We start from the raw sequence: 13960 nt of genomic DNA, 5'->3' as shown, positions 1-13960 counted from the left end.
CGGCGGTGGCCATGAGCGGATTGCGGGAGATCACCCAGGTGATTCTGAGTATGCCGGGACCGCAAGCCAGCAAGACGGAAGTAGCGGCTTGGTACGAGCGCAAGGCACGGTTGCTCGAGCAGATCGCGGCCGAGGGCGGCCCGGACTCTGATCAGGTGAGCGCGCTGGCGCTGTTGGCCCATCGGCGTTCGGCGGCCTTGATCGACCGCGCCGCGTGAGGACATGATCACCGCGGGTCCGACCGTGCCGGGCGGCCCCGCGGCATCGCGATGAGAGGCGGGCGGGATGGCACTGCAAGCGGGTACCGGGAGGCGCGACGGTGTGATCGCGGCGCTGAACGGGAAGTACCACAAGCTCGCGCTGCGGGCGTTTCTGGTGATCGTGCTCGCGCACTGGGCCGAGCACATCGTCCAGGCCATCCAGGTGTTCGTGCTCGACTGGCCGCGGCCCAAGGCGGGCGGCGTGCTCGGGCTGTGGTTCCCATGGCTGGTCAGCTCGGAGTGGATGCACTACGGCTACGCGATCATCATGCTGGCCGGGTTCGTCATGCTGCGCCACGGCTTCCACGGCCGCTCCCGCACGTGGTGGCTGGCGGCGATGTGGATCCAGGTGTGGCACCACTTCGAGCATCTGCTGCTGCTCCTGCAGGCGATGACCGGCTCGAACCTGCTCGGCGAGGCGAAGCCGACGAGCATCGTGCAGCTCCTCGCGCCCCGGGTGGAGCTGCACTTGTTCTACAACTTCGTCGTGTTCGTCCCGATGGTGGTGGCGATGATCGCGCACCTGCGGCCCCGCCTGGAGGAACGCGTCGAGATGGTCTGCTCGTGCGCCGCACCGGTGCCGGTCGGATGACGCGGGGGGTGGACCGTCCGGGTGGGTGGCTCACCCCTATTTCCCGGCCACACCACACGACCGGGCAAGCTCGCACCGCCGCGCACCCGATCCTTCGCCGTGTGGCGCGGCCGGTCGCGGTCCTTCCGCTCGTCGCGCTGCTGCTCGTCGCCGGGGCGCTGCCCGCGGTGGCGCAGCAGCACGGGCACACGCTGTCCGTGCCGATCTCGCTCGGCCCGCTGGCCCTGCGGGTCGCGCTGTTCTACGCGGTGCCCGCGGTCGCCGGATTCGCCTTATTGCGCGGATTTCTTGGGCAGCCAAGCAAGTACACCGCCGCCTTCGTCTGCGGCAGCGCCGCGCTCGGGGTGGTGCTCGAACTGATGCTCGCGGGCAAGCTCGAGGTGACCAACCGGATCGTCTTCGTCGCCTTCGTGGCGGGCTGCCTCCCGGTCTTCCTCACCCTCGCCCCCGTGGCCGCGCCCCTGGCCGCCTCCGCCCGCCGGGCGGCGCCGTACGTTCTGGCCGTCGCGTCGGTCGCCGCCACCCTCCACTTCGCCAAGGCTTGGCTCGGCGCGGGCATGCCCGCCACCCTCCATAGCGGAGTGATCTTGGCGCTGGCCGGTCTGGCGTGGCTGCCGCTGGTCGGGTGCAGGCGTCGCGCCGCCCGGTTCACCGTGCACGCGGGTTCGGCACTGGTGGCCACCGCGCTGCTGGCCGCCACCGCCCAGGCCACGGTCGCGGGCGGCTTCTGACACCGCGCGATTAGACAGACTCAAGGCGGTCGGTGTCACTGGTTCCTGGACGGGCCACTAGATTTGCCTTGTTTGCCCACGTTCGGGGAGGGACGCCATGGGTGGCATTCGTTCAGCGCACAACCAGGTCGAGTGTGAGTCAGGAACACTCGAACCCCCTATCGCCCAGCATTCCCCAACCCCTACCGAGCTCGGGTGAAGAGGCAAAACCCCTGGCCGCGCCAGGTATGAGCGCCGTCATACCACCATTCGCCGGTATCAGTGGGAAACGGCGGGCGACCAGACGGGCGAAAATCGGACACCGGGATAGTGGTACAAACAACTATTGGCGTGGGCGGGCGAAGGGCGCGTGGAGATGTGATCAGAGTATTGATTGCTGAGGACATGCACATGGTCAGAGGCGCGCTGGTCGCGCTACTCAACTTGGAACAGGACGTAGCCGTCGTCGCCGAGGTGGCCTCGGGCGACGACATCCTTCCGTGGGCACGGAAATCGCAGGCCGACGTGGCGGTGATCGACATCGATCTGCCGGGCAAGGACGGCCTCACCGCGGCCACCGAGCTACACCAACATCTGCCGGAATGCCGCACCCTGATCCTCACCAGCCTTGGCAGGCCCGGCACCCTCCGAAGGGCCTTGGCGGCCAAGGTGGGCGGCTTCATCCTCAAGGACGCCCCCGCCGACAAACTCGCCAACGCCATCCGCGGCGTCGCCGCGGGACGGCGAGTCGTGGACGGCGACTTGGCCCTCGCGGCCTGGGACGGCGCCGACTGTCCCCTGACGGGCCGCGAGATCGAGGTATTGCAGATGGCGGCAGGCGGTGCGAACGCGGTGGACATCGCCACCCGCCTGTTCCTGTCGGCGGGAACAGTGCGGAACTACCTGACGACAATCGTCACCAAACTCAACGCTCGCAACCGGGTGGACGCGATCCGAATAGCCACAGAGTCAGGCTGGCTGTAATAGCGGCGACGGGCAGACCCGATCAAGCAGGAACCTCAGCCCGAAGCCGAAACATGCCATCATCGCCAACCCCTGCCATGAGCTCCCCACCGACCACGGCAACCCGCTCGGTCATGTTCCGGATCCCGTTCCCCACCCCCGCGGCCTCAAAAGGTGCCGAAACCCCATCGTTCACGATCTCCAACACCACCATGTCCCCATGCCGCCGCACCGAGATCTCGCAGCGCGCCCCCCGACTGTGCCGCAACACATTCGTCACCCCCTCCCGCAACACCGTCGCCAGCACGGTGCGGACCTCGGCCCGTAACTCCCCGTACCGCAGATCCATCCGCACATCGACGTTCGCCGCGGCCAACACCGACTCCACCGACCGCGATTCCTCATTGAGCGACAGGTCCCGGTAGCCGCCCGCCACCAAACGGACGTCAGCCAGCGCCAGCCGGGCGATCGAGACGATCTCCCCCAGCTCCGCGGCCACCCGTGCCGGGTCCACCCTCATCGCCCGGTAGGCCAGTTCCGCCTTGATCGTGATCGCCGACAGGCTCAACCCCAGCAGGTCGTGCAGATCCCGCGCGAACCGCAGCCGCTCCTCCGCCACGGCCGCGCGCGCCAGAGCACGCCGAGCCGCGCGCAGTTCCGAGACGGACCCCGCCATCCACGTGAGCCCGTAGGTGACCAGCCCGGTGATCACCGTGGCGGTCACGGCGAGGATCACGTCGATCAACTCCGAAGATCCCTGCGCCCAAGGGACACCGGCCACGACGGCGACGAACCCAAGCCATCCCATCGCCGGCCGGAACACCAGCAGCGCGGTCCCCGCGAGCAACCCCGGCACGCCTGCCCACGCGTGCGGGAACACCGCGAGTGGCAGGTACACCAGCATCGCCTGGACGGCGACCACCACATACCGGGAAGGCGAGCCGATGCGCACTCCCGGCCTGCTCACCCAGAACAGTTGCAGAGCGACCAGAGCCAGCAGGCATCCCGCGCTGAACGACAGCACGACCGGATCGCGTGTCAAGTAAAGCAAATGCAGCATCGCGGCGCACAGGAAGCCGACGAACACCACGTTCATCAGACCGGTCGCGAGCAGCCTGGCGCAGCGTGGGCCTTCCTCGATCTCGTCGGGCGCCGCCGCGCGCTCCACCCGTGATCCCACCGGGATCATCAGGTGCAAACCGAACCGACCGTCGGGGTCCGGCTCCTCGACGAGCGACCCGCCCAAGGCACGGACCCGGTTGGCCAGGCTTTCCAGTCCGCCGTCGAAGGAGCCTGCCTCAGTCGGGCAGCGGCCGGTCACCCCGTCGTCGACGATGTCGAGCGCGATTGTCCGACCGACCTGCCGCATGGTGATGTCGCACCGGGCCACACTCGTGTGGTGCAGGACGTTGGCCACCCCGGCTCGGAGCACGGCGACGACGACGGAACGGATGTGCGCGGGCAGCTCGCCGTGGTTCAGCTCCATCCGAACGTCCACATTGGACGCGGCGAGCAGCGACTCGACCGTGCGGGACTCCTCGCGCAGCGACAGCTCCCGGTACCCGTTGGAGATCAGCCGCACGTCGGCCAGCGCGTGCCGGGCCACCACCAGGATCTCCCGCAGCTCCGCGCGGGCCGTGTCCGGATCGGCGGTGAGCGCCGCGCTCGCGGCGGCGCTCTTGGGCCCGATGGCCGCGAGGCTCAGCCCGAGCAGGTCGTGCAGGTCGCGGGCGAACCGGGTGCGTTCCCGGGCCACCGCCACCTTCCCCAGCTCCGAGCGGGCCGCGTGCAGGTCGGTGATCAGCCCGGCCAGCCGGGTCAGCCCGAACACCTCCAGGGCCGCCACCAGCCCACCCGCGACGATGTAGGCGACGTCGAGCACCGAGTGCGTCAGCATCTCCTGGGTCCGCGCGGTGATCGCCAGGATGACCACGAACGCGGTCACCGCCGCGGCGGGCGGCAGCACCAGCAGCACGGTCCCCGCCAGCAGGCTGGGCAGCGCCACCCACGCCTGTCCGAACAGCTGCGCGGGGACGAAGACCAGACCCGCCTGTGCGGCCAGCACCCAGTACGTGAGCGGGGAGCGCGGCGGCCCGCCGGGCCTGCTGAAGTAGCAGACCTGCAGCGCCAGCAGGATCAGCAGCGCGACCGCGGCGAACAGCGCGACCGGGAAGGCCGGCGACGACTCCAGGACGTGCAGAAACGCCACCACACAGAGCCCGGAGTACACCGCGGCGACGATGGCGCGGGCGAGCAGGGGCGCGCTGAGCGGGCCGGATGCGAAGGGCGCGCGGGGTGGGCCCCAGGGACTGGATCTAAGCAGGGACCAGGGCACGGAGCCGGAACGATCCGTCGGAGTCCAGGCCCGCGGTGAGCCTGCCGCCCACCGTCGCGACCCGGTCGGACAGGTTGCGAATGCCGCTGCCACTGCCGGGACCGGCGTCGCCGACCCCGACACCGTCGTTGACAATCTCCAGTTCCACCATGTTGTCGTGCTGGCGCACGGTGATCTCGCACCGCGCGCCGCGGCTGTGGCGCAACACGTTGGTGACTCCCTCGCGCAGCACCGTCGCCAGGACCGTGCGCACCTCGACCGGCAGTTCCCCGTAGTGCAGGTCCATCCGCACGTCGACGTCGGCCGCGGCCAGCACCGACTCCGCCGACCGTGACTCCTCGTTGAGCGAGAGGTCCCGGTAGCCGCTGGCGACGAGCCGGACGTCGGTGAGGGCGAGCCGGGAGATCTCCACGATCTCCATCAGCTCGGTGGCCGCCCGGTTGGGGTCGGCCTTCATCAGCCGCTGCGTCAGCTCGGTCTTGAGGGTGATCGCGGACAGGCTCAGGCCGAGCAGGTCGTGCAGGTCGCGGGCGAACCGCATCCGCTCCTCGGCGACCGCCGCCTCCGCGAGGGTGCGCCGGGCCGCGCGCAGCTCCCACACCGACCGGGCCATCCAGGTCAGGCCGTAGGTCACCAGGCCGGTGGTCACGGTGGCGCCGACGTTGTAGAAGATGCTGAGCGGGTCGCCGTGGAAGTACGACTGGGTCAGCGGGACGCTCAGCGCGACGACCGCGAACCCGATCCAGCCCGCCACGGGCCGCAGCATGAACAACATGGTTCCCGCGAGCATCCCGGGCACGCTGATCCAAGCCTCGGGATACAGCACATACGGCAGGTACACCATCAGCGCTTGGGCGGCGATCACCAGGTACTTCGTCGGAGAGGTGAACCGGGTGCCGGGTTTGCTGACATAGAAGAGCTGGAACGCGATCAGCGCGGTCATGCAGGCCGCGCTCACGGCCAGCACCATCGGCGCCCGCGTCAGGAAGATCAGGTGCAGGAACGCCGCGGTGCCCATGAGGATGAACACCGCGTTCATCAGGCCGGTCGCGAACAGGGAGGCGAATCGGGGCGTCTGCTCGACCTCGTCGGGCTCGGCCCGCGCCTCGCTCTGCTCCCGGGACAGGGGGATGACCAGATGCAGGCCGAATCGGCCGTCCGGGTCCGGCCCGACGACGAGCTCGCCACCGAGCGCGGTGACCCGCGCGACCAGGGTGTCGAGGCCCGTGTCCGTGTCGGGGGTGAGCGGGCACATCCCGGAAAGGCCGTCATCGACGATGTCCAGGGTCACCGTCCGTCCCACTTGGCGCAGCACGATCTCGCATCGCGCCACCCCGGTGTGGTCCAGCACGTTCGCCACACCCGCGCGCAGCACCGAGACGATCAGCGAGCGGATGTGCACCGGCAGCTCGCCGTGGTTCAGCTCCATCCGGACGTCGACGTTCGAGGCCGCGAGCAGCGACTCGACCGTGCGGGACTCCTCGTGCAGCGACATCTCGCGGTAGCCGCTGGCGATGAGCCGGACGTCGGCGAGCGCGTGCCGGGCGACGGTCAGGATCTCCCCGAGTTCCCGGCGCGAGCGTTCCGGGTCGGTGCTCAGCTCGCGTCGGGCGATCGCGCCCTTCGGGCCGATCGCGGCGAGGCTCAGGCCGAGCAGGTCGTGCAGGTCGCGGGCGAACCGGGTCCGTTCCCTGGCCACGGCCACCTTGCCGAGTTCGGCGCGAGCCTCGTGCAGGGCGGTGATCAGCCGGCCGAGCCTGGTCAACCCGTAGAGATAGAGGGTGACGCCGACGAACCCGACGGACAGGTACGCGACGTCGAGGAACAATCCGGTGAGCAGCCACTGCTTGGACACGACGATCGCGATGATCGCGGCCACGACCACCCAGGCGATCACGCGCGGCAACACCAGCAGCACCGTGGCGGCCAAGAACAGCGGCATCGGCAGCCACGGATCGCCGAACTCGGACAACGGGACGAAGGAGACGTAGCCCTGCACGGCGAGGGCGGCGTACCCCATCGGCGACCGCGCCGAGGCGCCCACCCGGTTGAAGTAGAACAGCTGCAGCGCGAGCATCACCAGCAGGTAGATCGCGGCCCGGACCGTGGTGCCCGCGCCGACTCCGGAGGTGGCGATCTGCAGGAAGGCGAACATGCCGAGCGTGCAGAACACCACGACGGTGATGGCGCGGGCGAGTACCGGCGCGAGCAGCGGGACCCGGAACGGATCGTCTTTGCCCCCCGGCCCCACAAACTCATCGGGGCCGCTCGGTAACTCTTCGTGCACGGTGACCGAGTGCATTGTGCCCCCTTGTTGGCGTGGGTTGATCCGCGCCCCCAGCCGAGCTCGATCCGCAGTCTAATGGCTTGGAGGGTGCAACTGTCTGTGTTCCGACGTCTGCTGGCGGTATCCGAACGCGAACTCCCCTACTCCTATTTCAGCGGGCCACTCCAGCCGCAGCGCGCTGTCCACGACGTCGCCCGGGTCGATCGTGGGCACGCACGCGGTGAGGCCCATCGCGGTCGCGGCGAGGCACAGCGTCTGCTGCAGCGCACCGACATGGGTGAGCGTGAGCGAGTAGGCGATGCCGCTGTACATCCACGACGAACGCTCGGCGCGCGCCGTCACCGTGATCATCGCCGGCGGGCGCCGCGTTGTTGCACTTCCGATCATCGCGTAATCGAGGACTTCGTCGAGTTCGCCCGCGTCGTCGTTGACCAGGGTCAACGAATGCTCCCGAGGGTCGAAGTGGAAGATCCCGCGCGGCAGGCCCGTGCAGTTGTGCAGCAGCAGGTAGATCTCCAGCTCGTAGAGGCCGTGCACGCTCAGGTATGGGCGGTCGGAGATCTCGTAGGTCACGTCGCCGCCCGCCGAGGCGGGCGAGACCGACCGCACCCGCGCGGCCCGGAAGAGCAGCTCGCCGACCTGCTCGGCGGTCACCGCGCGGTCGGAGAGCTCCTGGCACAGGAGGGTGTTCTCGATGACCTCGGTCATCGACGGGTCGGCGGCCATCAGCCGGGACAGATCGGGGTGGAACAGCGGATACCGCGCCCCGCCGGTCAGCTGTTTGACCAGCGGGGGCGGCGGCACCGACTGCGCGGTCGGGAACACCACCCCGGACAGGCCGCCGTAGCGGCCGAGCCGGGTGCGGGAGTGGAACAGCAGGTCGTGGTGTGACCAGATCGCCAGCTTCGGGTCGGTGTCCTCGACGAACCGCGGAACCCTGGCCGTGGCGCCGTCGGCCCACTCGCCGAGCAGCACGATGCCCGCCGCCGCCATGAACGAGACGATGTCGCCGACCAGGGCGAGCTCGAACCCCAGCGCGTTGGTCAGGGCGTCGACCGAGGTGGCGGCGCTGAGCCCGACGACGACGCGGGAGGCGATCCGCCGGTGCAGCACCACGCGGTACTCCGCGAGCGGCGACTCCGCGACGAGGTCGCCGTCAACCGTGCGCAGCGCCGCGAACCGCGACAGCCGCACGGGTAGCGCGGTGTCCACGTCGGAGAAGGTGAACCGGGCCGACCGTGAGATCGGGACCGCGGAGAGCATCGGCCCCTCCCCGGTCCTCGTGCCCAGCGAGTGCACGACCGAGCCGGGCAGCCGCGACAGGACCGACTCCAGCCGCGCCACGTCACCCGGGGAGCCGCCGCGTGGGCCGAGCACGTTGTCCAGCGACACCGGCCCCAGGCTCATTCTGCGCAGCGACTCCCAGACCATCTCGCCGGCGTTCTCGATCTTGGTCTCACCCCAGCGGGTGACCACGACCAGTCGATCGTCTTGTGGTTCGCCTTCGACGAGAACGTCTTCTCGCAGCGACCACAGCCGTATCCGGGGATCGGAACGGCGGCCGGGCTCGATGGGCACGATCACACTCCTCGCACAGGTGCTGCTGTCTCGCTCTATCGACTTCTAAAGGAACATGGGTAGGGGGTTGAGGTCCTCGTACCGGGTCGGTGCGGCCAGCCTGCCCAGCTTCACCGGGACGTCGAAGAGCCGCCCCGGCGCGAACCGGGACCAGAAGTGCCGCAGACCCGGGACGATCACCTTGACCACCGGGAGGCCGATGTCGGGGCGGGTCTGGTCGAGCACGAGGACCCCGTGCCCGCTGTCCTCGACCCGCTTTCGGACCGTCGTGACGTCGGTGAGCAGGTCCGACGACGGGGTATAGGTGTAGTCCTCGGGCACCCGGGGCCGGACCGACGGGTCGCGCGTGAGATAGGGCTGGTTGGCCACGGTCGCGGTCCGCCACCAGCGCACCGCGTCGGGGTCGTCGCAGTCGTACTCCCCCGCGCGCGCGTTGACGACCGCGGGCATCATCTGGTTCAGCTCGCTGAGCGCGCGGCGCAGGGCGACATGCGGGTCCAGGTGGGCGCCGAAGCCCATCACGATGTCCTCGGTGGCGCCGTCCACCCGCCGGGACAGGGCGACGATCACCGGGACGCCGATGTCGGAGGTCAGGTCCAGCGCCCAGACGGCGCGGCCGAGGCCGGCGTGCACCCTTCGGGTCTCGGCGGTCCACTTGTCGTCGAAGGCGGCGAGGTCGATCGCGGGCTGGCGGGTGCGGTTGTACCACCACAGGGCCACCGCGTCGCGTTCGACCACTTCGAGAAGTCCTTGCAGGACAGCGTCTTCCAGGCTGCTGCCGGCGGCGTTGCCGTTCGAGTCCGCCGTCATGAACCCATGGCCGGGAGCGCCGTAGTAGAGCATCCCGGTCGGCAGCAGCCGGTGGCGCTCCTCGCTCATCGACCACACCGGCGTCCAGTCGAGCACCGCGTCGGCGTCGAAGGGGGCGGACACGTGCTGAAACGGCGCGTGCGTGGCGTTCCACTCGGCGCGGTGGTCGAACTGGCGCTCGTCGTAGAGCAGACACGCGTTCGGGTGAATCGCTTGCTCCCCAAGGGATCGCAGGCTGCCACGGACCCGCTCCTCATCGCCGTGGAAGGTCCCCGAGTAGCGTTCGATGGCCTCGCACAGGGCGCTGACCTCGGCGTGCACCGCGGTGACGCCCTTGCCGCCGTTCGCCATGCGCAGCATCGCGCGCAGGGTGCCCACGTCGCGGGTGCGCGCGGCCGCGTTGGCGCCGGAGCGGTAGGAGTTGAAGAACGCGGGGCCACGCAGGTCGCGCTTGATCTCCTTGATGATGCCGGTGACCGGGCTGACGAGGTGGCAGTAGCGGTCGCGGACCTGTTCGGGGGTCATGGATCGGTGTCCGCCACCGCCGTCGGCGACCTTGCGCCGCGAGGACAGCCGGACCGGCCGGTGGGAACGCTCACGCACCAGGGCCGGATCGCCACACACGCGGCACTGGGGGTAGACCGGGATGTCGTGGTGGGCGCCCCGCAGGTCGAGGGTGTCGAGGGTCCAGACCGCGCGCTGGCCGCTGTAGCGCAGGCCCGCGACCCACTTCAGGGCTTCCGCGGCGACCAGGTGCAGGGCCATCGCGCTGGACGCGGGCGTGGCCGCGGCAGGGCTCGACGCGGGCCCTTCCCGGCCCAGCGAGCCCTGCAGGCAGCGCTCGGCGTTGCGGTGGCCCCAGAGCCTGCGGGCAAGGCAGTGCCAGCAGCCCGCCTTGGCGGGCTCGAACACCGGCCCCAGCCATGTTTTGGTGCCACCGGGCTTGGCCAGCAGCCACGGCACACCGCAGGCCCGGTGCTCGGTGTCGATCTCGGCGATGTCCGGGTTCAGGTAGTCGTCGCACAGCACGACGGACACCGAGCACCGGGTCGGGTCCTCGGCGACCGACAGACCCGCGCCGCGCAGGGCCGCCGCGGCCGCGGCGATGTCGACGTCGCCGACGACCCGCAGCCCCACGGTCTCCGTCGCGGTGGCGGTCGCGGCGGCGCAGGCGTCGAGACCACCCGCGTCCCAGTAGGCCAGCGTGCTCGGGTCGGCGGCGTCGTGCACCGGCCGGAACGTGACCAGGCCCGCGCGGGTCAGCGAAGCGAGGACGGCGCCCGCCTGTTCGCGGCTCACCCCGTCGGGCAACCCGCCGAGCACACTCGGCAGGTCTCGCGTCCCGTCCACAAGCGACACGACGGATTCGATCGCCGCGCCTTTGAGCACGGTCACACCGTCTTCGGAGAAAAGGTAGACGCCCTGACCCGCGGCGATCTCGGCACGAAGGTGCCGCTTGAAGGCGACCAGCGGTCCTTTCGTGCCGTCGCCGAGCATCAGACCGTCTGCTCAGCCGGGAACATGTTGCAGAAGATGACGCAGGACTGGGCGTGCGGGTTCTGGTCGTCGTCCACCCACTGGGTGAACCGGTCGATCCTGATCTCGGCGGAACGCTCGACCGGAGCGGTTTCGACGCCGAGGGTGGCTAACAGGGTGATCATGCTGTCCACGTCGGACTTGACCATCAGGGACTCCCGAGGTGTGCGGTGATCGGTGGGAGGCCAATTCTGGGAGTCCGCGGCGTTGTCCGACCAGTGCCAGTGTCACCGGCGGTCCATGTCTTTTTCATACCCCGGGTGGACCTGTTTTCACGGTGCCCCACATGGCCCCATCACTGTCGGCCACGCGCTCATTCTGCGAGTGTTCTGGGCGTGCTGTCCGCGATCACCGGATAAGGCGACCCAGGGCGACGGAGGGAGTGAAGATGTCCGGTCACGTTATCGGAGCCGCCCCGACCGACGAAATCCGGGTCCCGCGGGGGGATCATCGTCGCGGCAGAACCCCAAGGTCACGGCCACTTCTCCGGTGCAGGGACGCACACTCCGCGCAATCGTGCGCACATCGGCCCGATCGCTTTCGAATCGACGGGTGGCCCGTCTCAATGATATCGAAGATACGGCTGCGTTGAGTTCATCCAGCCGTCATGTTCGCTCGACGGCCCACTTGCAGGGGAGACAAGATGCCAACTTTCACCCAAGGGACCGACGTCGCGAACGAATTAAGCAAGGAACTGATCGCGGCGGACTTCGGCCCATTTTACGCGACGCCCTGCGGCATTCTCTCACCACTACACCGAATGCTCGACGAACGGGCCGGGGTGCTCACCGTCGCGCGTGAGGACAACGCGGTCGGCATCGCCGTCGGCGCCTCGCTGACCGGCCGCAACCCGGTCGTGCTCATGGAGAACGCGGGCCTGGGCCTGTCGCTCAGCGCCATCGCCTCGCTCGTGGTCCCGTACAAGATCCCGATGCTGTTCGTCGTGGACGTGCGGGTCGACGCCGACGGCGGGCCGGGCGCGGAACTGCCCGGCGAGAGCGTGATCCTGCGCAAGCTCACCGTGCCGCTGCTCGTCGGGCTCGGCGTCGAGACGTTCGAACTGCGATCGGACACCTCGGTGGCCGAACAGGTGAACCTGATCCAGGAGTGCGTGCAGGACCAACGCAGGCCCGCCGCCCTGCTGATCGCCACCGACCCCGCCCGGTTACCGCGATGAACAAGACAGCGGCCATCCAGGCGATCATCGAGGCCACCTCCACCGCGCAGCCCGTGGTGTTCACCACCGACTCCACCTGCCGGATCGCGCAAGTCGTCAACGACCGCCCGAACCACTTCTATCTCACCGCGTCGACCGGCCTGGCAGGCTCGCTCGGCATCGGGATCGCGCTGGAGACCCGGCGCCCCACGGTGATCGTCGACTCCTACAGCAACCTGGTGCGCAACCCGGTCGGGCTGATCACCGCGGGCACCCTCGTCGACCTGCCGCTGATCCACATCGTGCTCGACGACGGGCTCTACGGCTCGGGACACACCTCACCCGCGCCATCGGACCGCGCCGACGTCCTCGCGCTCGCCCGCGCGTCGGGCTACGCCTACGTCTCCACCACCGCGCGGCTCGACAAGTTCACCACCCTGCTGCGCGGGGGCCTGGCGCACTGCCACGCGCCAGTCCTGGTGCGCGCGGTGCTCACCCATCCGGACTCACCGATGCCCTATCCGTCCGATTCCGACCCGGCGATCCACGCGAGCCGTTTCCACGCGCACCTCTCGATTCTCGACGGCGACGCACAGGCGGCGTGACTATCGCACAATTCTCGGGTGCATATTTCACGTATCCCGTGGAGAATTAGGCACACATAGTTGTGCGTGAAACACTTGAAATACATTCTTGCAACTCTGGAGAATGCTTCCTTGAGCTGTATCCATCACAGTCGCAGATGTTCCAGCGAAAGGGAACCGCCATGGACGAGATGGTCGTGCGAGCGGTCGAACGGGCTATCGACACAATGCGGCGTGGCCTCGCCGATCGGCTCACCATCGACGACATGGCCAGGTCGGCCATGTTCAGCAAATTTCACTTCTCCAGGGTCTTCCAGCAGGTGACCGGGGTGTCCCCCGGCCGGTTCCTGTCCGCCATGCGGCTCGAGGAGGCCAAGCGGCTGCTGGTGACGACGTCGCTGACCGTCGCCGACATCAGCCACCAGGTCGGGTACAACAGCGTCGGCACGTTCAGCTCGCGCTTCCGCAGCACGGTCGGCCTGTCCCCGATCTCGTACCGGCAGTTCGGGGGCTCGACCAGCGAATTACCGCAGGACGTCCCGGCTCCCGGACCCGCGCGCACGTCGACGATCCGCGGCCACGTCACCCCGCCGCGGGGCGGGCAGGCCGGTCTCGTCTTCATCGGGCTGTTCCCGAGCCGGATGCTGCAGGGCTCCCCGGTCCGCTGCGCGGTGCTCGACCGGCCCGGGCCGTACGCGCTCAACGATGTCCCCGAGGGCACGTGGCATGTGCTCGCCCACGCGGTGCCGCCCGGCGCCGAGGAATCGCTCGACCCGGTGCCGTTCGTCGGCGCGCACGGCCCGATCACCATCCGGCCCGACATCATCGCCCGGATCGCCGACGTGTCCCTGCACGAGATGCGCTTGTTCGACCCCCCGGTGCTCAGCGCCCTCCTCGACGTCCGCTCCGCCGCCCTGACCCGCCGCCGCGCCACCCCCTCCACCCTCACCCGCCAAGCCGGCTAACCGCGAGTCGCCCCTTCCGGCAAGTGAGTCGCCCCTTCCGGCAAGCGAGTTCAACATTCAGAACCGTGAGTCCCCCGTCGATGCGGGGGACTCACTGCGTTGTGCGGTTCTGAATGTTGAACTCGCTTGCCGGAAGGGGCGACTCGCTTGCCGGAAGGGGCGACTCGCGGGGAATGGGAAAGAG

12 protein-coding genes are annotated in these 13960 nt (G+C 69.2%); 7 read left to right on the top strand and 5 right to left on the bottom strand.

Features of this window, described 5'->3' with window-relative positions; translation table 11 throughout:
- The first annotated feature begins 11 nt into the window (after window positions 1-11).
- The 4 genes from ACUZ2Y_RS02375 (at window position 12) to ACUZ2Y_RS02360 (ending at window position 2546) form a co-directional block, all read left to right on the top strand.
- A complete protein-coding gene (locus ACUZ2Y_RS02375; protein WP_476326453.1) occupies window positions 12-218 on the top strand; it encodes a hypothetical protein in 207 nt (68 codons plus the stop codon).
- A gap of 67 nt (window positions 219-285) precedes the next feature.
- The gene (locus ACUZ2Y_RS02370) at window positions 286-852 is read left to right on the top strand and encodes a hypothetical protein (protein WP_476326451.1); all 567 of its coding nucleotides are present in this window, start codon (window positions 286-288) and stop codon (window positions 850-852) included.
- 101 nt (window positions 853-953) lie between these two features.
- Entirely contained in the window at window positions 954-1583 is a 630-nt protein-coding gene (locus tag ACUZ2Y_RS02365; RefSeq protein WP_476326449.1) for a DUF6239 family natural product biosynthesis protein, read from the top strand.
- A 357-nt stretch (window positions 1584-1940) separates the two neighbouring features.
- A complete protein-coding gene (locus ACUZ2Y_RS02360) occupies window positions 1941-2546 on the top strand; it encodes a response regulator transcription factor (RefSeq protein ID WP_476326447.1) in 606 nt (201 codons plus the stop codon).
- A gap of 22 nt (window positions 2547-2568) precedes the next feature.
- Here the strand turns inward: ACUZ2Y_RS02360 and ACUZ2Y_RS02355 are convergent, their stop codons facing one another.
- The 5 genes from ACUZ2Y_RS02355 to ACUZ2Y_RS02335 form a co-directional block, all read right to left on the bottom strand.
- Complete coding sequence (locus ACUZ2Y_RS02355; RefSeq protein ID WP_476326445.1) at window positions 2569-4755, bottom strand: sensor histidine kinase; 2187 nt, start codon at window positions 4753-4755, stop codon at window positions 2569-2571.
- Window positions 4756-4840: 85 nt separating this feature from the next.
- Window positions 4841-7162: a sensor histidine kinase gene (locus tag ACUZ2Y_RS02350; RefSeq protein WP_476326443.1), complete on the bottom strand. Its 2322-nt coding sequence runs from the start codon at window positions 7160-7162 to the stop codon at window positions 4841-4843.
- A gap of 57 nt (window positions 7163-7219) precedes the next feature.
- Entirely contained in the window at window positions 7220-8725 is a 1506-nt protein-coding gene (locus tag ACUZ2Y_RS02345) for a SagB family peptide dehydrogenase (protein ID WP_476326441.1), read from the bottom strand.
- 45 nt (window positions 8726-8770) lie between these two features.
- Window positions 8771-11032 carry a TOMM precursor leader peptide-binding protein gene (locus ACUZ2Y_RS02340; protein WP_476326439.1) on the bottom strand — a complete coding sequence of 754 codons (2262 nt, stop codon included), beginning with the start codon at window positions 11030-11032 and terminating at the stop codon, window positions 8771-8773.
- Entirely contained in the window at window positions 11032-11220 is a 189-nt protein-coding gene (locus ACUZ2Y_RS02335) for a hypothetical protein (protein ID WP_476326437.1), read from the bottom strand. The genes ACUZ2Y_RS02340 and ACUZ2Y_RS02335 overlap by 1 nt, the downstream gene beginning before the upstream one ends.
- 494 nt (window positions 11221-11714) lie before the next feature.
- Between ACUZ2Y_RS02335 and ACUZ2Y_RS02330 the strand changes: the two genes are divergently transcribed.
- The 3 genes from ACUZ2Y_RS02330 to ACUZ2Y_RS02320 all read left to right on the top strand — a co-directional run bounded on the left by ACUZ2Y_RS02330 (window position 11715) and on the right by ACUZ2Y_RS02320 (window position 13776).
- Window positions 11715-12248, top strand: coding sequence for a hypothetical protein (locus ACUZ2Y_RS02330; RefSeq protein ID WP_476326436.1), 534 nt, complete (start codon window positions 11715-11717; stop codon window positions 12246-12248).
- Window positions 12245-12832: a thiamine pyrophosphate-dependent enzyme gene (locus tag ACUZ2Y_RS02325; protein ID WP_476326434.1), complete on the top strand. Its 588-nt coding sequence runs from the start codon at window positions 12245-12247 to the stop codon at window positions 12830-12832. Before ACUZ2Y_RS02330 ends, ACUZ2Y_RS02325 begins: the two co-directional genes overlap by 4 nt.
- 161 nt (window positions 12833-12993) lie before the next feature.
- Window positions 12994-13776 (top strand): AraC family transcriptional regulator, encoded by a 783-nt coding sequence (locus ACUZ2Y_RS02320; RefSeq protein WP_476326432.1) that lies wholly within the window; start codon window positions 12994-12996, stop codon window positions 13774-13776.
- Window positions 13777-13960: the final 184 nt, after the last annotated feature.

It is taken from the genome of Actinokineospora sp. UV203, from assembly GCF_056323665.1.
This window is presented reverse-complemented; position numbering and strand designations above follow the sequence as displayed.